The 17,169-nt window shown below is 69.0% G+C and carries 15 protein-coding genes; 9 read left to right on the forward strand and 6 right to left on the reverse strand.

What is annotated here, in order from left to right; genetic code table 11:
* Positions 1 to 43 precede the first annotated feature (43 nt).
* From ACLB90_RS17625 to ACLB90_RS17645, 5 genes are all read left to right on the forward strand, one after another.
* On the forward strand, positions 44 to 2,548 hold the full coding sequence (locus tag ACLB90_RS17625) for a TonB-dependent receptor (protein WP_411852789.1): 2,505 nt from the start codon (positions 44 to 46) through the stop codon (positions 2,546 to 2,548).
* Entirely contained in the window at positions 2,548 to 3,645 is a 1,098-nt protein-coding gene (locus ACLB90_RS17630) for a phytase (protein ID WP_411850667.1), read from the forward strand. The genes ACLB90_RS17625 and ACLB90_RS17630 overlap by 1 nt, the downstream gene beginning before the upstream one ends.
* Positions 3,642 to 5,021 (forward strand): metallophosphoesterase, encoded by a 1,380-nt coding sequence (locus ACLB90_RS17635; RefSeq protein ID WP_411850668.1) that lies wholly within the window; start codon positions 3,642 to 3,644, stop codon positions 5,019 to 5,021. The genes ACLB90_RS17630 and ACLB90_RS17635 overlap by 4 nt, the downstream gene beginning before the upstream one ends.
* A gap of 49 nt (positions 5,022 to 5,070) precedes the next feature.
* Positions 5,071 to 5,706 (forward strand): inorganic diphosphatase, encoded by a 636-nt coding sequence (locus ACLB90_RS17640; RefSeq protein WP_411850669.1) that lies wholly within the window; start codon positions 5,071 to 5,073, stop codon positions 5,704 to 5,706.
* A 91-nt stretch (positions 5,707 to 5,797) separates the two neighbouring features.
* The gene (locus tag ACLB90_RS17645; RefSeq protein ID WP_411850670.1) at positions 5,798 to 6,037 is read left to right on the forward strand and encodes a hypothetical protein; all 240 of its coding nucleotides are present in this window, start codon (positions 5,798 to 5,800) and stop codon (positions 6,035 to 6,037) included.
* A 13-nt stretch (positions 6,038 to 6,050) separates the two neighbouring features.
* On the opposite strand, the gene ACLB90_RS17650 is transcribed toward ACLB90_RS17645, so the two are convergent.
* From ACLB90_RS17650 to ACLB90_RS17660, 3 genes are read right to left on the reverse strand one after another with little or no spacing between them, the layout of a single operon-like run.
* On the reverse strand, positions 6,051 to 6,377 hold the full coding sequence (locus ACLB90_RS17650; protein WP_411850671.1) for a tetratricopeptide repeat protein: 327 nt from the start codon (positions 6,375 to 6,377) through the stop codon (positions 6,051 to 6,053).
* The gene (locus ACLB90_RS17655; RefSeq protein WP_411850672.1) at positions 6,377 to 6,931 is read right to left on the reverse strand and encodes a flavin reductase family protein; all 555 of its coding nucleotides are present in this window, start codon (positions 6,929 to 6,931) and stop codon (positions 6,377 to 6,379) included. The genes ACLB90_RS17650 and ACLB90_RS17655 overlap by 1 nt, the downstream gene beginning before the upstream one ends.
* Positions 6,931 to 7,563, reverse strand: coding sequence for a superoxide dismutase (locus tag ACLB90_RS17660; RefSeq protein WP_411850673.1), 633 nt, complete (start codon positions 7,561 to 7,563; stop codon positions 6,931 to 6,933). Before ACLB90_RS17660 ends, ACLB90_RS17655 begins: the two co-directional genes overlap by 1 nt.
* Before the next feature lie 186 nt (positions 7,564 to 7,749).
* On the opposite strand from ACLB90_RS17660, the gene ACLB90_RS17665 reads away from it, so the two are divergent.
* Positions 7,750 to 12,507: a DUF3320 domain-containing protein gene (locus ACLB90_RS17665; protein ID WP_411850674.1), complete on the forward strand. Its 4,758-nt coding sequence runs from the start codon at positions 7,750 to 7,752 to the stop codon at positions 12,505 to 12,507.
* A 42-nt stretch (positions 12,508 to 12,549) separates the two neighbouring features.
* Here the strand turns inward: ACLB90_RS17665 and ACLB90_RS17670 are convergent, their stop codons facing one another.
* The 3 genes from ACLB90_RS17670 to ACLB90_RS17680 all read right to left on the reverse strand — a co-directional run bounded on the left by ACLB90_RS17670 (position 12,550) and on the right by ACLB90_RS17680 (position 14,244).
* Positions 12,550 to 13,014 carry a GNAT family N-acetyltransferase gene (locus ACLB90_RS17670; RefSeq protein ID WP_411850675.1) on the reverse strand — a complete coding sequence of 155 codons (465 nt, stop codon included), beginning with the start codon at positions 13,012 to 13,014 and terminating at the stop codon, positions 12,550 to 12,552.
* Positions 13,015 to 13,219: 205 nt separating this feature from the next.
* Positions 13,220 to 13,648 carry a hypothetical protein gene (locus tag ACLB90_RS17675; RefSeq protein ID WP_411850676.1) on the reverse strand — a complete coding sequence of 143 codons (429 nt, stop codon included), beginning with the start codon at positions 13,646 to 13,648 and terminating at the stop codon, positions 13,220 to 13,222.
* Complete coding sequence (locus ACLB90_RS17680) at positions 13,645 to 14,244, reverse strand: RNA polymerase sigma factor (RefSeq protein WP_411850677.1); 600 nt, start codon at positions 14,242 to 14,244, stop codon at positions 13,645 to 13,647. The genes ACLB90_RS17675 and ACLB90_RS17680 overlap by 4 nt, the downstream gene beginning before the upstream one ends.
* 110 nt (positions 14,245 to 14,354) lie before the next feature.
* Here ACLB90_RS17680 and ACLB90_RS17685 point away from each other — a divergent pair, with 110 nt between their 5' ends.
* The 3 genes from ACLB90_RS17685 (at position 14,355) to ACLB90_RS17695 (ending at position 17,164) form a co-directional block, all read left to right on the forward strand.
* Entirely contained in the window at positions 14,355 to 14,681 is a 327-nt protein-coding gene (locus ACLB90_RS17685) for a hypothetical protein (protein WP_411850678.1), read from the forward strand.
* Between the two features lie 225 nt (positions 14,682 to 14,906).
* Complete coding sequence (locus tag ACLB90_RS17690) at positions 14,907 to 16,322, forward strand: cryptochrome/photolyase family protein (RefSeq protein ID WP_411852790.1); 1,416 nt, start codon at positions 14,907 to 14,909, stop codon at positions 16,320 to 16,322.
* A 146-nt stretch (positions 16,323 to 16,468) separates the two neighbouring features.
* Complete coding sequence (locus ACLB90_RS17695) at positions 16,469 to 17,164, forward strand: OmpA family protein (RefSeq protein ID WP_411850679.1); 696 nt, start codon at positions 16,469 to 16,471, stop codon at positions 17,162 to 17,164.
* The last annotated feature ends 5 nt before the right edge of the window (positions 17,165 to 17,169 follow it).

A 17,169-nucleotide genomic window follows, 5' to 3' on the forward strand; every position in this document is an offset into this window, starting at 1 on the left:
GAAATCGCCGTTGGGGCTGGCCATCAGCCTGTCGTTGCTGGTCATGGCCAGTCCGTCCGCCTTTGCTGCCGAGACCGCGGTCGCCACCGCGGCCGTTGGCGCCGAGGCGATCGATCTGGATCGCGTTGAAGTCCGGCCGCAGCTGGAGTCGCAGACCCGCGCAGTGGACCTCAAGCGCAGCAGCGACGCAATCGAGGACGCCGTCTCGTCCGATGCGCTCGGCGTGTACCCGGACAAGAACGTGGCCGAGTCGCTGCAGCGCCTGCCGGGCGTGAGCGTCACCCGCGACCAGGGCGAGGGGCGGTTCGTGGTCATCCGCGGCCTGGACGCGGCGCTGAACAGCGTCAGCGTCGATGGCATCGCCATCGGCACCCCGGAAGATTCCAGCCGTGCCGCGCCGCTGGACGTGATTCCCTCCGACTCGACCGAGCGCCTGCGCGTGGTCAAATCCCCCACCCCCGACATGCCCGGCGATGCCATCGGCGGCGCGATCCTGGTCGAGTCGGCGTCCGCTTTCGACCGTGAAGGACGCAGCCTGCGCGGCAAGGTTGAAGCCAGCCACCAGCAGCTGTCCGGCAACACCAGCCCCAAGGCGGCCATCAACTACAGCGAAGTGTTCGCCGATACGTTCGGCGTGGCGCTGGGGGTGAACTACCAGAACCGCAAGTTCGAGTCGGACAACACCGAAGTGGAGTACGGCACGTTCGACGGCGGCGCCGACGACGACCTGTTCGCCAACAGCCTGCAGCAGCGCAAGTACGAGATCGAGCGCAAGCGCATCGGTGCCAACCTCAACCTCGACTGGCACCCGGACGACGACAACCGCTATTACCTGCGCACGCTGTACAGCCAGTTCGACGATGCCGAAACCCGCCAGCGCACCATCTTCAACTTCGGCGACGGCGAGGTCACCGCACGCGGCAACAACCAGTACACCATCGACGAACTGCCCGCCGATGCGATCCAGAAGCGCATGCGCTACCGCACCAAGAAGGAAAACACCTTCGCCGCCAGCCTCGGCGGCGAGAACCGGCTGACCGGCGCGGTGGTGGACTACAAGGTCGGCTACACGCGCACCGAAGAGCGCGTCAACGACGAGATGGAAGCGCGCTTCAAGTACAACGGCGACGACCTGACCGCCACCGTGGACCAGAACAGTGGCATTCCGCGCTACACGCTCAGCGATGCGGGCTGGATCAGCAACGCCAACTACGATTTCGACCGCGTGGTCCTGTCGCCCAAGCAGGTCAACGACCAGGAGCGCAGCGCGCAGATCAACGTGCGTTTCGACGGCGATGCGTCCAGCTACAAGTTCGGTCTGCTGGGCCGCTGGCGCGACCGCGATGTGAACGTGGACGAGCGCGAGCTGCGCGTCGGCCCGAAGATCGCGCTGTCGGACTGGACCGCCGGCACCCCCGATCACCGCGGCGGCAACCTGGGGCAGGGCATGAGCTCGGATGCGATGCGCCGCTACTGGGCGCAGTCCGGCGGCCAGTACAGCGCACGTCCCCAGGACGCAGGCGGCAATGCGATGGCCTCGCTGGAGGAGGACTACACGGCCAGCGAAGACATCTTCGCCAGCTATGCGATGGGCACCTGGGACATCGGCGCGCTGCGCATCATCGGCGGCGTGCGTGTGGAGAACACCCGGTTCACCGCTACCGGCAACAGCGTGGACGTGGCCAGCAACGGCCGCAGCTACACCGTCACCCCGTTGAGCGTAAGCCGCAGCTACACCAACGTGCTGCCGGGCCTGCACCTGCGCTATGACGCCGGCAGCGACTGGGTGCTGCGTGCGGCCGCCAACAAGACCGTGTCGCGTCCGTCGTTCGGCGACATCGCGCCGCGCGTGGGCCTGAGCCGGGGCGATGAGGAAGTCCGCTTGGGCAACCCGCAGCTTGATCCGTACGAATCGAAGAACCTGGACCTGTCGGTGGAGAAGTACATCGGCAGCACCGGCATCGTGTCGCTGGGCCTGTTCCACAAGTCGATCGATGGCTACATCGTCAACACGCTCAGCAACAACGATCCGGCCTACCCCGGGTATGAAGTGACCCGTGTGATCAACGGTGAGAAGGCCACCGTCCGCGGTGCCGAGTTCAACTGGCAGCAGCAGCTCGCCTTCCTGCCCGCCGGTTGGGATGGCCTGCTGGTCGGGGCCAGCGGCACCTGGCTGGACACCGACTTCGACCCGGGCCTGGAAGGGCGCGAGCGTGACGACTTCATGCTGCCGCGCGCCTCGAAACACGTCTACAGCGCGCATATCGGCTACGAAAAATCAGGTTTCAGCACCCGCCTGGCAGCGGTGTACCGCAGCGAGTACCTGGACACCCTGGGCGACAGCCGCGCCTACGACATCTATGTGGCGCCCAACACCCAGCTCGACTTCAGCCTGGACTACAAGATCACCGCGAACGTGAGCGTGTACCTGGAAGCGCAGAACCTGCTGGACAAGCCGCTGGAGCTCTACCAGGGCGTGCGCTCGCGCACCCTGCAGAATGAAGAATACGGGCGCACCTATGCGCTCGGCCTGAAGGTGGCCCTGTGATGCGTACGTCTTACACGCTTGGCCTGCTCGGCCTGGCATTGCTGACCGCCTGCGGTCAGCAGCCCGCACCTGCCGCGCCGGCGGCAGTCGCCGACGCCGCACGCAACGTCGCCACGGTTGCCGAAGCCTTCGTCACGCCCATGACCCCGGCCGACAACATCGATTCGCCGGCCAGCTGGACCACGCCGGACGGCCAGCGCTGGCTGATCGCCACCGCCAAGGCCACCGACAAGCTGGTGGTCTACGACGGCCAGACCGGCGCGCATCTGCGCGATGTCGGCAGCACCGGTACCGCCCCGGGACAGTTCATGCGGCCCAATGGCATCGCAGTGGTCGACGACCTGGTGCTGATCGTGGAGCGCGACAACCATCGCGTGCAGGTGCTGAAACTGCCGGACTTCACGCCGCTGGGCGTGTTCGCCGCCGACGACCTGCGCAAGCCATACGGCCTGTGGGTGAACAGGCATGACAGTGGCTACGATGTGTACGTCACCGACTCCTACGACGCCGGCGAGGATGCGCAGGGCAACGACGTGCTGCCGCCGCTGGCCGAGCTGGACAAACGCGTGCGCCGCTATGCCATGACGGTGCAGGGCGACACGGCGCAGGGCACGCTCGTCTCGAGCATCGGCGACACCAGCGAGGCCGGCGCGCTGCGCGTGGTCGAGTCGATCTGGGGCGACCCGGCGAATGATCGCCTGCTGATCGCCGAGGAGGATGAAACCTATGCCAGCGAGATCAAGGTGTACACGCTGGCGGGCACGTTCACCGGCACCACCATCGGCCGCGACGCGTTCCAGGCGCAGGCCGAGGGCGTGATGCTGCGCACCTGCGGCAAGGACGGCTGGTGGATCACCACCGAACAGGGCAAGCAGCGCAGCGTGTTCCACCTGTTCGACCGCCACACCTTCAAGCATGTGGGCGCCTTCCAGGGCAACACCGTGGCCAACACCGACGGGATCTGGCTGGACCAGCGCGCGTCGTCGCGCTTCCCCAACGGCGTGCTGTATGCCGTGCATGACGACCAGGGCGTGGTGGCCTTCGACTGGGCCAGCGTGGCCCGGCAGTTGTCGCTGCCCCTGGAGTGCGCGCCATGACCCGTGCCAGCCTGACCGCTGCAATGCTGGCACTGACCCTGCTGCTGACCGGCCCGCTCAGCGCGAAGCAGGCCGACAGCACGGCCGAACCGAACACCCAGGTGCCGGCCGGCAATCGCCATTACGCGGCCAGCGGCTTCCCCGACCGTATCGTGGCGTCGCCGGCGCAGGACGCCGCGCGCGGCTTTGGCGTGTCCTGGCGTACCGATACGACGGTCGACGCGCCGGTGCTGGAGTGGGTGCTGGCCGGCGATTCACCGGACGTGGGCACGCCCACCCGTGTGGTGGCCACCACACGGCCGCTGGATACCGAGAACGGCACCGCCCACTACCACCGTGCCGACGTGACCGGTCTGGCACCGGACACGCTGTACCTGTGGCGGGTGCAGGGCCAGGGGACCTGGGGTGCCTGGAATCAGCTGCGTACCGCCGGCACCGCGCAGCAGCCGCTGACCCTGCTGTACTTCGGCGACACCCAGAACAAGAACCTGAGCCACGTCTCACGCGTGCTGCGCGCCGGCCTGAAAGCCGCGCCGGATGCCCGCCTGAGCCTGTTCGCCGGCGATCTGGTCAGCGGTGGCGACGGCCAGGACGACAGCGAATGGGGCGAGTGGTTCGCCGCCGCCGGCTGGCTGCCGCAGGAAACCGCGGTGGCACCGGCGATCGGCAACCACGAGTATTTCGAGGAGTTCGAGGACACGCCGCAGGAGCGCCGCGTGCTCGGACGGCATTGGCCGGTCACGTTCGCGCTGCCGCGCAATGGCGTGGCCGCTGCGGATACCAGCACGTACTGGTTCGACTACCAGGGCGTGCGCATCGCGGTGCTCGACGGCACCTCGGCCCTGGACCTGGGCAGCGCCGACGCGCAGGCGGCGTGGCTGGACAAGGTGCTGGCCGACAACCCGCACCCGTGGAGCATCGTGCTGCTGCACCAGCCGTTCTACTCGCCGCGCGAAGGGCGCGAGAACGCCGCGCTGCGCGATGTGCTGCTGCCGGTGGTACGTCGCCACCACGTCGATCTGGTACTGCAGGGTCACGACCACACCTACGGGCGTCGCGGCGAAGGCGACGCGGCCACGCCGCAGTTCGTGGTCACCGTGGCAGGCCCCAAGCAGTACCGGTTGTCGGCACAGGCCCGCGCCACGATGGCGCCGGTGGGCGAGGACACCCAGTTGTTCCAGGTGCTGAAGATCGATCCGCAGCACCTGCGCTACGAGGCGCGCACAGTGACCGGGCGGCTGTACGACGGGTTCGAGTTGACGCGACGCGCCGATGGCGTCAAACAGAAGGTTGAACTGACCGACGGCCGTATCGCACCCCGCGACTGCACCCGCACGCAGACCCTGAAGGGCCGCGCGGACCGTTGCTGGGAATGACCTGAATGCCGGGCGCCTGCGGGCTGCCCGGCCATCGCTGGAGAGAAGGATGGACATGCACCGCACGGCGTCCCGGATGGTGATCGCCACATTCCTGTTGCTGCTGGCCGGCGCCAGCACCGCCACCAACGCGGTGCTGCACCCGTTCCTGGCCGCGCAGCCGAAGGAGGCGCCCGAGGAAGCCAACCTCGCCGTTGAGATCCCGGCCGGCAGTTTCACCAAGTACGAGATCAAGGAGGACGGGCTGGTCCATGTGGACCGCTTCCAGTCGATGCCGGTGGCGTACCCGGCCAACTATGGCTCGATGCCGCGCACGCTGGCCGGCGACAACGACCCCCTCGACGCGCTGGTGCTGACCCGTGAGCCGCTGCATCCGGGCGTGATCGTGCGCTTCCGCCCGATCGGCTACCTGAAGATGGTGGACAACGGCGAGCAGGACGAGAAGGTGATCGGCGTTCCCACCGACAAACTCGACCCGACCTACGCCAACATCCGCGACCTCGATGACCTGCCGCTGATCGAACGCCAGCGCATCGAGGCGTTCTTCCGCGTCTACAAAGATCTGCCCGCAGGACGCAACCCGGTGCAGCTCAATGGCTGGGGCACGGCGGCCGAGGCCAAGGCCCTGATCCGAGCGTCGATGCAGCGTTTCGATCTGCAGCAGCAGCGCCGCAAGGGCGACTGAGCCGGCGTCCTGCAGAGCGTTGTCGTGCGGCAAGGCGCTCGGCTACGCTCTGCACTGGATGCAGGGACGGACGCGAGGGAGCGGGACACGCATGGACGATGTCATCAAGGAGGGCCTGGGCTGGCTGGTCCGCTGGGTTTTGGTGACGGTGATCTGGGAGCTGCTGCTGTACGGGCTGGGATGGGCAACGCTGTATGTGTGTACGGCCGGTCGCTGGCCGCGCGCATCGTGGGGCGACACCCAGGACAACCTGGTGTCGCTGACCGGGCTGGGCACCCTCGCTGCGGCGTTCGGCATCATCGTGCTGTACAACAGGGGCCTGTCCGGCTGATGCAGGCGCAGCCTCACGTCTGGGCTGCGCCGGCCTTCAACGCGCGCCGCAGGAACACGGTCATCTCCTTCTCCGCCTGCTTGTCGCCGTTGCGCGTGGCCACGGCGATGCCGCGCTGCCACGCCTGCGCAGCGGCCACCGCGTCGCCGGACGCGAGGCAGGCCTTGCCCAGCAGCTTCCAGCCGGCCGAGTAATCCGGGTCCTGGGCCACGCACTGCGCCAGGTGCGTGGTGGCCAGGGCCGGATCACCCGCATCCAGCAGGCACTTGCCGAGGCTGTAGCGCAGCAGTGCGCCATCGCGGCCGCGGTCCAGCATCTGCTGCAGGGCCTGGAGGTCCATCAGGGCGCCTTGAGGTGGGCATAGCGCCCACGGTGGAAGGCGAGAGTATCTGCCGGGGCTGTTTCGACGTGTGCGACCCGGCCCACGATCATCACGTGGTCGCCGCCAGGCAGCGTCCGTTCCACCGTGCACAGCAGATGCGCCACCGCACCGCGGACCACCGCGATGCCGCTGGCGTGCCGCGTCATTGCCTCCGGCAGCGCGGCATGGCGAAGCCGTCCATCGGCGAAGTGGCGGGCGATCGCGGTCTGGCCGGCGGACAGGATGCTGATTCCGAATGGCTGACCCGCCCGGTACAGCGGCAGGTCCTGCGAGTGCCCGCACAGGCTCCATACGATCAGTGGCGGGGCCAGCGACAGCGATGCGAACGAGTTGATGGTCATTGCCCGCAGCGCAGCGTCTGCACGGTGGGTGGTGACGACGGCCACACCGGTGGGGTACTGGCCGAAGGCATGGCGCAGTGCGGCCGCCGACAGCGCGGGTGCGCCGGGCAGGTCCAGCGCAGGCGCGTCCGCAGGTGCCCCGGCGTGATCCAGCGCTGGACCTGCGTCCATCAGCGCCCGCCTGCGGCCTGGAAGCGACGCGTCACTTCGGCCCAGTCGATCAGTGCGAAGAACGCGGCGATGTAGTCGGGCCGGCGGTTCTGGTAGTTCAGGTAGTACGCATGCTCCCAGACATCCAGGCCGAGGATCGGGGTGCCGCCGGACAGCCCGACGTAGTCGCCCATCAGGGGGCTGTCCTGGTTGGCGCTGCTTTCCACCCGCAGCCTGCCATCGGCGCCCAGGGTCAGCCACGCCCAGCCACTGCCGAAGCGGGTCTGCGCGGCCTTGGTGAATGCCTCCTTGAAGGCGTCGTAGCCGCCCAGGTCACGGGCGATCGCATCGGCCACCGGGCCGTTCGGCTCGCCACCGCCGTGGGGGCTGAGCACGGTCCAGAACAGGCTGTGGTTGGCGTGGCCGCCGCCGTTGTTGCGCACAGCGGTGCGCAGCGTTTCCGGCAGCGCCTCCAGATCGGCGATCAGCGCTTCCACCGGCAGTGCGGCCACCCCGGCATCGGCCAGCGCCGCGTTGAGGTTGTTGATGTAGGTCTGGTGATGGCGCGCATGGTGGATCTCCATCGTGCGGGCATCGAAATGGGGTTCCAGCGCGTCGTAGGCATAGGGAAGCGGGGGGAGGGTGTAGGTCATCGGTACGTCTCCAGAGAGGAGGCGTCACCATAGAACCTCAAGGTAAGTTGAGGTCAAGCGCCCGCAGCCCGCGCATGGCATCATCCCCGGTCACGGTCCCGCGTGGACCACCGCACTATTGCGCCGTGCAGCCCCAGATCCCCCGGTGTGGCGCTGCCCGGCCGGATCACCAGAGGAACATCGGCGATGAGCATCAGGGATACGCTGCAGGCGCAACGCCGCGTGCTGCTCGATCTTACCTATCGCAACCGGCTGCTGAATCTGCCGAAAAAGCCGTCCAGCCGCGCGCTGGTGTTTCATGACGAGCGTGCCGTGCCGACCCTGCAGGCCCTGCTCGACCGCAAGGCCATGACCTTCGCGGCGGTGAGCGGTGATGCCGACGTGGAGGGCACGCCCGACACGGAGGCCGCAGCGGAAGCGGAGCTGCCCACGCTGCCGCAGCCCGGCGACGAGCCGGCCGACCCCGCCGCGCTGGCCGCGCACCATACCGATTCGCGGCTGCAGACCCGGCTCAGGTCCGAGCATCTGCAGAAGCGGCTCCTGGACATGTTCTACGAGTACCGCACCATGCTCGAAGAACAGGGCGTCAACGTGCTGTACCTGGCACTGGGGCAACTGGCGTTCCGTGAGCCTTCCGCCCCACTCGACGAGGTAAGGCATGCGCCGCTGGTGCTGCTGCCGGTGGTGCTGGAGCGCAAGAGTGCGCGCGACCGCTTCGCGCTGCGCTGGGCCGAGGAAGACCCGCAGGAGAATCTGTCGCTGCGCGAGAAGCTGCGCGTGGATTTCGGCATCATCCTGCCGCCGTTCCCCGAGGCCGATGCGTTCGACCTGGCGGCCTATCTCGACGCCGTGCGGGGCTGCGTTGCCGCCCAGCCCGGCTGGAGCGTGCTGGACAACGCGCTCCAGCTGGGGTTCTTCTCGTTCGCCAAGCTGCTGATGTTCCTCGACCTGGACCCGGACAAGTGGCCCGAGGGCGGCCAGATCGACCAGAACCGGCTGGTCCAGGGCCTGCTCGGCGAGGGCTTCGACAACCGCGACAGCGGTCTGCCGGCGGAAGGTCCCGGCTTCCTGGATGCGTTGATTCCCGTCGCTGACCTGAAGCACGTGATGGACTGCGACAGCTCGCAGGCGCTGGCCATCGAAGCCGTGCGCCGCGGCCAGGATCTGGTGATCCAGGGCCCGCCGGGCACCGGCAAGTCGCAGACGATCGCCAATCTGATCGCCACGGCGGTCGGTGATGGACGCAAGGTGTTGTTCGTCTCGGAGAAGATGGCGGCACTGGAGGTGGTCAAGCGCCGCCTGGAGAACGTGGGGCTGGGGCCGCTGTGCCTGGAGCTTCACAGCAACAAGGCCAACAAACGCAGCGTGCTGGAAGAGCTGGGCCGCACCCTGCAGGTGGGCCAGCCTGAAGCGGTGGACGTGGCGGGCGGGGTGGCGCGGCTGGACGCGTTGCGCGGCCAGCTCAACGCCCACGCCCAACGCATGCACGCGCCGGTTGGAAAGGCTGGGCTGACCCCCTTCCGGATTCTGGGCGAGTTGATCCGTGGCCTGCCGCGTGCGGGCCGTCCGCCGTACCGGATCGACGATGCCGGCGCCTGGACGCGGGCCGATCTGGACCAGCGCAGTGCCGTGCTGCGCGAGGTCTGCGCATTGCTGCCGCGTGTCGGTGATCCGCAGGCGCATGCCTGGCGCGGGGTTGCGCACGTTCCGGTGCTGCGCACCCAGGCGGAGGATCTGGTGGCCCGCGGCGCGCCGCTGGCGGCGGCCATCCAGGCCGCAGTGGACGCTGCCCAGGGGTTGGGGGCAGCGCTGGGTGTACCCGCTGCGGTTGATCTGCACACGCTTGAGCAGCAGTGCCAGGTGGCCGGGATGCTGGCGGCCGCGCCGGCCTTCGACCGCAGCACCATCGCGTCCGGTGTGTGGACGGCGGGATTGGGATCGCTGCGCGACGCGCTGCAACAGGGGCAGGTGCTCGAGCGCGTGCGTGGTGCACGGGGCGATCAGGTCATCGACATGGCGTGGTCGGCCGACTGGGTGCCGCAGCGCCTGGCCATCGCCGCGCACGGCGACCGCCTGTTGCGGATCTTCAACCGCGGTTACCGCCAGGCCATCGCGCAGCTGCGCAGCGTGATGAAAGGGCCGCTGCCCGCAGGCACGGCTGCGCGGCTGGCGCTGCTGGATGATCTGATCGCCGCACGCAACGCACAGGCCGTCCTGACCGCGATCGCGCCGACGGCGACGGCCGCGTTCGGCTCGGTCTGGCAGGGTGCGGTCACCGACTGGGCGCTGGCCGAGTCGATTCTCGGTTGGGTGCAGCACTCACCGCCGGTGGGCGGGTTGGACGCGCGCGCGCTGGCGGCGGTGCTGCACGATGGGCAGACGCTGGCCACGGCGACCGCGCAGGCACGGGCGGCCCTGTCGAGCGTGCCCACGCACTGGGAGGCGTTCGCCACGCAGCTGCAGATCGACACGGTGCAGGCATTGGCGGTGCCGCGCCTGGAGCACGCGGCGCTGGACCAGCTGCAGCAGAGGTCCGCTGTCTGGGCGGTGGACGTGGACGGGTTGCTGGCGTGGCTGGCCTATGCCGAGGCGGCCCGCCGTGCAGATGCACTGGGATTGCAGGCACCGCTGGCGCTGGCCGTGGCGCACGGGCATACGCCCGACCAGGCCGATGCGTTGTATCGCTGCGCGTTCCACTTGGCGATGTTGACGCTGGCGACCACGGCCGACCCCGCGCTGGCGGTGTTCGACGGGCGCCAGCACGAAACGCTGGTCGCCCAGTTCCGGCAGTGGGACCGCACGCGCCTGAGCCTGGCCCAGGTCGAGGCCGCCCAGGCCCATCATGCCGGCCTGCCGCGTGGCGGCGTGGAGGGCATCGGTGCCCTCGGAACGCTGCGCAGCGAGATCGCGCGCAAACGCAACCACATGGCACTGCGGCGCCTGTTCCGCCTGTGCGCCTCGCCGATCCAGACGATCAAACCGGTGTTCATGATGAGCCCGTTGTCGGTCGCGCAGTTCCTGGAACCCGGCGCCATCGAATTCGACCTGCTGGTGATCGACGAAGCGAGCCAGGTGGAGCCGGTGGATGCACTCGGCGCGATCGCACGCTGCCGCCAGATCGTGGTGGTCGGCGATGACAAGCAGTTGCCGCCAACCTCGTTCTTTGCGCGCCTGGGCGGCGCCGAAGATGACCCCGTCGACGAAGAGGGCGCACAGGCCAGGGATCTGGAAAGCGTGCTGTCGCTGTGCGCGGCCAAGGGGCTGCCGCAGCGCATGCTGCAATGGCACTACCGCAGCCGCCACGAATCGCTGATCGCGGTATCCAACAAGACCTTCTACGAGGGCAAGCTGTTCATCGTGCCCAGTCCGGACCGTGGGCGCAGCCAGTCCGGCCTGCGCCTGCGCTACCTGCCTGAGGGGCGCTTCGACCGTGGCAACACCTACAAGAACGACGTCGAAGCGGCGGCCATCGCGCAGGCCGTGGTCGATCATGCGCGCCACACCCCGCAGTTGACCCTTGGCGTGGGGGCGATGTCGGTCCGCCAGCGCCAGGCGATCAGCGACGCGCTGGAGCTGGCGCGCCGCCAGCATCCCGAGCTGGAAGCCTTCATCGCCCGGCATCCGCATGAACCGTTCTTCGTCAAGAACCTGGAGAACATCCAGGGCGACGAGCGCGACGTCATCCTGATCTCGATCGGTTACGGCCGCGCCAAGGGCGATGGCAAGCTCTACCAGGGCTTTGGCCCCCTCAATGCCGACGGCGGCCATCGTCGCCTCAATGTGCTGATCACCCGTGCCCGCCAGCGCTGCGAGGTGTTCAGCAGCATCACCGCCGACGACATCCGCGTGGATGAGCGCACCCGCCTCGGCGTGGTTGCGCTGAAGGCGTTCCTGCAGTACGCCGAGAAGGGCGATCTGGGCGTGGCCCAGCCGTCCGGGCGCAGCGCGGACTCGCCGTTCGAGGCGGCGGTGCAGGAGGCGCTGGCCGCGCGCGGCTTCCAGGTCGACAACCAGGTTGGCGTGGCCGGCTTCTTCATCGATCTGGCGGTGGTGGACCCGGACTCGGCCGGTCGCTACCTGCTGGGCATCGAGTGCGATGGCGCGGCCTACCATGCCGCGCCCTCGGCCCGCGACCGCGACCGCCTGCGCCAGGAGATCCTGGAAAACCACGGCTGGAACATCCACCGGATCTGGAGCACCGACTGGTTCCAGCATCCCGAGGCGGAGCTGGACCGGCTGCTCGCCGCGCTGGCTGACGCACGCCAGCGGCAGGCGGCGGGCGCACCTGCGAGCCCCGCTGCTGCGGCCGAGGTGGCGGCAGCGGTGCCGGTGCATGCCGTACAGCGGCGGATCGACGAAGCGTTGCCCACAGCCACCGACGACGCCGGCACGCCCGCCTACGTGCAGGCGGGTTTCGCGCCGGCGTACGCCGCGCTGGCCCCGCACGATGTGCCGCTGAGCAGCATGGCCGCCACCGTCGAACGCATCGTGGACATCGAAGGCCCGATTCACGAAGACGAAATCATCGCGCGCGTGCGCGACCTGTGGCATCTGCAGCGCGCCGGCTCGCGCATCCAGGCGGCGGTCCAGGCGGCGCTGGCGCATGCCGGCCGCGACGGCGCGTTTGCGGTGGAGGACGGCTGCTATCTGCGTACTGGCAGTGCGGTGGTGGTGCGGAACCGGATGGCGGCCGCGTCCCGCTCGCTGCGCCGGCCGGAAATGCTGCCCCCGCAGGAGATCCGCCAGGCCCTGCTGGACGTGATCGAAGGCGCGCACGGTGCGGGCGCCGATGAAGTGGCGGTGCCGGTGGCACGGCGGCTGGGCTTCCAGGCCCTGAGCCAGCCGCTGCGCGAGCGGATCGCCGCGCAGGTGCAGGTGCTGCTCGACCACGGTCGGTTGGAAGCACGCAACGGCGCGCTGTGCGTGACCGCACCCGCGCCCTGATCGATGCGGCTGCCGGGTGGCCCGGCAGCCGCGACGCGACGGTTACGGCAGCTCCAGTGCCCAGCACAGGACGGGCCCGGCATCGGCATCGATGCCGTGGCCGACCTGTACGAAGCCGTTGCGCGCCAGCACCCGCTGCGAGGCGATGTTGTCCGGTGCGGTTTCGGCGGTGAGTCTGCGCAGGCGTCCGTCGTGTGCGCACCATCGCACCAGGTCGCCGATGGCCCGGGTGGTGATGCCGCGCCCCTGGCGATTCGGCGCAATGCCATAGCCGATGTTCAGTTCGCCATCGACAGGGATACGCGTGGCCGAGCACAGGCCAACCGGCTGGCCGTCATCGAGGATCAGCCAGGCGGCCGGCACGAAGGCCGGTTCGATACAGGCGGCCAGCTCGGCCAGCAGATGCAGCACTTCCAATGGGGCCAGGGCGCTGTCCGGATCGAACGGGTGCTGACAGGCGTCATCGTGCAGTGCGCGCAGCGCACCGGCGGTAATGGGAAGGATCATGGGTCTCTCGGATGTAGGCATGCCCGACGGGCAGGGGGCCGCGCGAGAGGGGAGTACACCGGCCGGTGCCCGCCGGCGTCAGCCGGCGCGGGAGCCGTCGATATCCGCCCGTCGCGCAGGCGCGATGCAGAGGATGCGGACGGTGGACAAAGGCCTTTCTCCTGGTGGACCCCGGCGATTCTAGCGCCTGCCGGGGCGCCGCACGCTAGCCGGCCTGCCGCAGGGCATACCGCAGCAGGGGCCGGATGGCCCAGGTGGTCAGCGCGCACAGCGCGCTGACCAGCAGCCAGTGGCCATCGTCGCGCGTCACGGCATTCTCGAGCGCCTGCCACCAGGGCCGGGCATGCCCGGCGGCGGCCACCGTGATGGTGACGGCCAGTGCGACAAGCAGCGGCGGCAGCAACCAGTGGTCCAGCGCGACGGGCGTGCGTGGGGCGATCTGGCGGGCCACCGTGGCGGCGAAGTCCGCCGGTGGTGCGCTGCGCGGCAGGGTCCGCAGGGCCTGGGCGATCTGCAGGTAGTCGCGGCTGTCGGCGTCCATCGGCGCGGCGGGAGAGTTCACGGCGGCCTGCCGGCCGCGCTCCTGTGCCTGCCAGTGCGCGTCAGTGGCGTGCGCGTGCGGGTCGCTGCTCATGCCGGTTCTCCCAGGTGCGAATGAAGCAGCGTGCGCAGGCGTGCGCGGCTGCGGAACAGGTGGCTTTTGATGGTGCCTTCCGCCAGATCGGTCAGCTGTGCGATCTCGCCGATGGACAGCTCGTCCAGATGATAGAGGGTCAACACGGTACGCTGCAGGGGCGGCAGCGCATCGATCGCCGCGTGCAGCAGGCGATGCACTTCCACCTGCGAGACCTCCGCTTCCACGTCCACGCCGTCGCTCACCTGCTCGGCAAGCCATGCGCCGTCCTGCCCGTCGGGAGCCTCGGCGATGGGGATGCGGCGGCGCTCCAAGTGGCGGCGGGCGACCGAGTAGGCAACCTGCGCCACCCAGGACTTCAACGCGCTGTCGCCGCGGTACTGGTGGAGGGACCGGTGCACGCGCAGGAACACCTCCTGGCACAGGTCGCGGGTATCGTCGGGGTGCCGCACCATGCGCTCGACAATATGCCAGCACAGGCCCTGATACGCGGTCACCAGCTGCTCGAACGCGCCGTGCCTGCCGGCCAGCACGGCGTCCACCAGTGCGCGGTCGGCCTGCAGGATGCTCTCGTCGGTGGTCACAGGGGTGGGCATGGACCTAGAGATACGTCGGAAGGGAGATCGGTTGCAATGGATGGACTGCAACCGACGGCCCGCTGGCCGTATCTCCTCTCACACACCAACCCGAACGGAGCTGTCGCCTCATGGACTTCAATCTCATTCTGCCGATGCTGCTGATCGTGTGCATCGTGTACACCATCAAGGTCATCGTTGATGCCACCACCCGCCGCCGCATCATCGAAGCGCGTGGGTCGGAGGAACTGGTCCGCTCGCTGCTCGACGGCGATGCGAGCAAGCGCCGGTTGGCCTCGCTGCACTGGGGGTGCGTGCTGATGCTGCTCGCGCTTGCGTTGGGCCTGATCGACCTGCTGGGCATCACCGAGGTGACGCCCGGTGCGATCGGCCTGCTGCTGGGCGCGACCGGTGCAGGCAACCTGGCCTATTACGTGTTGCAGCGGCGGATCAGGTAACCGCGCCAGCGCGGCCCCGGTCACGCGGCCGAGCATCACGGCGAGCGCCGTTGCGGCGGCCTCGCGGTGCAGTGGGCCGATCCCGCCGCCGTCGTCATCGTCGTGCAGCTCGTCCGTGCCGGCACCACGTGGGGCAGGGGCGTGCAGCCTGGCATCAGGCTGCGCACGCGCTGCCTTCACCGCAGGTGGCTATCATGGCGGCTGTCCAGAAGTGAGGCGGTGCGCGTGTCGGTAGCGGTGGTGTGGTTCCGTCGAGACCTGCGATTGCAGGACAACCCCGCATTGCAGGCCGCGCTCGATGCCGGCCACGATGTGGTGCCGCTGTACATCCACGCGCCCCATGAAGAGGGCGAATGGGCGCCAGGCGCGGCCTCCGACGCCTGGCGTCACCGCTCGCTGGCGGCACTGGATGCCGATCTGCGCGCGCGCGGTTCCTCGCTGGTGCTGCGCGCCGGGGACAGCCTGCCGACCCTGCTCGCCGTGATCGAACAGACCGGCGCCGGCGCGGTGTACTGGAACCGCAAATACGAGCCGGCCACCCAGCCGCGCGATGCCGCCATCAAACGCACGCTGCGCGAGCAGGGCATCGAGGCGCAGAGCTGCAATGGCAGCCTGTTGTTCGAACCCTGGGACGTGGCCACCCAGCAGGGGCAACCGTACAAGGTGTTCACGCCGTACTGGCGCAATGTGCTCAGCCACTGGCGGCTGCCCGCGCTGCAGGCGGCACCGCGTGCGCTGGCAGCGCATGCGGTGGACAGCCTGGCGCTGGACGCACTGCAGCTGGCCCCGGCGCTGGACTGGGATGCCGGCTTCTGGGCGCACTGGCAGCCGGGCGAGGCCGGGGCCGACGAAGCGCTGTCGGTGTTCGTGGAGGGTGCCCTGCGCGGCTACCGTGAGCAGCGCGACCTGCCGGACCGGGTCGGCACGTCGCGGCTGTCGCCGCACCTGCACTTCGGTGAAATCGCGCCGTGGCGCATCGCGCATGCGCTGGAAGACCTGCGCAGCGCCGCGACCGACGCCGACATCGACGGCTACCTGCGCCAGCTTGGCTGGCGCGATTTCGCCTACCACCTGCTGCATCACTTCCCGAAGACGCCCACCGACAACCTCAATCCGCGCTTCGACCGTTTCCCCTGGGCCACGCCGAGTGCGGCACAGCTGCAGGCGTGGCAACGCGGCCGCACAGGCGTGCCGATCGTCGACGCCGGTCTGCGCGAGCTGTGGCAGACCGGCTACATGCACAACCGCGTGCGCATGATCGTGGCCAGCTACCTGTGCAAGCACCTGCGCGCACACTGGTCGCATGGCGCGCGCTGGTTCTGGGACACCCTGGTGGATGCCGATCTGGCCAACAACACGATGGGCTGGCAATGGGTGGCCGGGACCGGTGCCGATGCCGCACCGTACTTCCGCATCTTCAACCCGGTGACCCAGGCGCAGAAGTTCGACCCCAACGCGCGCTACATCACACGCTGGGTGCCGGAGCTGGCGGCGCTGCCGCTCAAGGCGCGTTTCGCACCGTGGCAGTTCCCGACACAGTTGGCCGCGCTCGCACCAGGCTATCCGGCCGTGCCGATGGTCGACCTGGCCGCCGGACGCGACGCGGCGCTGGCGGCGTACCGGCACACCGGCGCGGCCTGATCGGCGGCATTGCGGCCGGCAGCGGCGGGCAAATCTAGCTGAACAGGGCGTTGCCGGGCATCGCGTTCATCATCCCGGCATCGCGTCAGGCTGTTTATGCTTCTGGCGCCCGCTCGCCGGAACGCCCGGCTTCCAAGGAGAACACCATGATCCGACCCGCAACCCGTAACGTGGCCCTGGCCCTGATGACTGCCGCGGCCCTGACGGCCTGCGCCACCGGTGGCTCGTACGTGCAGAGCGACCAGTACGGCAACCCGACCGAGCAGCAGAGCCGCACCGGCCGCAACGCGTTGATCGGCACGGCCATTGGTGTTGCCGCTGGCCTGTTGACCGGCGACAGCGCCACCGAGCGCCGCCAGCACGCGATGGTTGGTGCCGGTATCGGCGCACTGGCCGGTGCCGGCGTTGGTGCGTACCAGAACCGCCAGGAAGCCGCGCTGCGCCAGCGCACCGCCAATACCGGTATCGACGTGCAGCGCCAGGGCGACAACATCGTGCTGAACCTGCCGGACGGCATCACCTTCGACTTCGGCAAGTCCGCCCTGAAGCCGCAGTTCTACAGCGCGCTCAACGGCGTGGCCAGCACGCTGAAGGAATACGACCAGACCATGATCGAAGTGGTCGGCCACACCGACAGCATCGGCAGCGATGCGGTCAACAACCGCCTGTCCAAGGAGCGCGCCGACTCGGTGGCCTCCTACCTGACCGCACAGGGCGTTCAGAGCGTGCGCATGGAAACGCTGGGCGCGGGCAAGGCCTATCCGATCGCCGACAACAGCACCGACGCCGGCCGTGCCAAGAACCGCCGCGTTGAAATCCGCGTGATCCCGCTGACGCAGTAACGCGC

The sequence above is a fragment of the Stenotrophomonas sp. LGBM10 genome, from assembly GCF_046736075.1.
GTDB lineage: Bacteria > Pseudomonadota > Gammaproteobacteria > Xanthomonadales > Xanthomonadaceae > Stenotrophomonas.

What these genes read in the sequence shown, in the direction of transcription:
- ACLB90_RS17630 (WP_411850667.1), top strand. Translation starts at nt 2,548, where the DNA reads ATGCGTACGTCTTACACGCTTGGCCTGCTCGGCCTGGCATTGCTGACC.
- ACLB90_RS17670 (WP_411850675.1), bottom strand. Translation starts at nt 13,014, where the DNA reads ATGATCCTTCCCATTACCGCCGGTGCGCTGCGCGCACTGCACGATGAC.
- ACLB90_RS17665 (WP_411850674.1), top strand. Translation starts at nt 7,750, where the DNA reads ATGAGCATCAGGGATACGCTGCAGGCGCAACGCCGCGTGCTGCTCGAT.
- ACLB90_RS17655 (WP_411850672.1), bottom strand. Translation starts at nt 6,931, where the DNA reads ATGGACGCAGGTCCAGCGCTGGATCACGCCGGGGCACCTGCGGACGCG.
- ACLB90_RS17660 (WP_411850673.1), bottom strand. Translation starts at nt 7,563, where the DNA reads ATGACCTACACCCTCCCCCCGCTTCCCTATGCCTACGACGCGCTGGAA.
- ACLB90_RS17650 (WP_411850671.1), bottom strand. Translation starts at nt 6,377, where the DNA reads ATGGACCTCCAGGCCCTGCAGCAGATGCTGGACCGCGGCCGCGATGGC.
- ACLB90_RS17675 (WP_411850676.1), bottom strand. Translation starts at nt 13,648, where the DNA reads ATGAGCAGCGACCCGCACGCGCACGCCACTGACGCGCACTGGCAGGCA.
- ACLB90_RS17695 (WP_411850679.1), top strand. Translation starts at nt 16,469, where the DNA reads ATGATCCGACCCGCAACCCGTAACGTGGCCCTGGCCCTGATGACTGCC.
- ACLB90_RS17640 (WP_411850669.1), top strand. Translation starts at nt 5,071, where the DNA reads ATGGACATGCACCGCACGGCGTCCCGGATGGTGATCGCCACATTCCTG.
- ACLB90_RS17635 (WP_411850668.1), top strand. Translation starts at nt 3,642, where the DNA reads ATGACCCGTGCCAGCCTGACCGCTGCAATGCTGGCACTGACCCTGCTG.
- ACLB90_RS17625 (WP_411852789.1), top strand. Translation starts at nt 44, where the DNA reads ATGGCCAGTCCGTCCGCCTTTGCTGCCGAGACCGCGGTCGCCACCGCG.
- ACLB90_RS17680 (WP_411850677.1), bottom strand. Translation starts at nt 14,244, where the DNA reads ATGCCCACCCCTGTGACCACCGACGAGAGCATCCTGCAGGCCGACCGC.
- ACLB90_RS17685 (WP_411850678.1), top strand. Translation starts at nt 14,355, where the DNA reads ATGGACTTCAATCTCATTCTGCCGATGCTGCTGATCGTGTGCATCGTG.
- ACLB90_RS17645 (WP_411850670.1), top strand. Translation starts at nt 5,798, where the DNA reads ATGGACGATGTCATCAAGGAGGGCCTGGGCTGGCTGGTCCGCTGGGTT.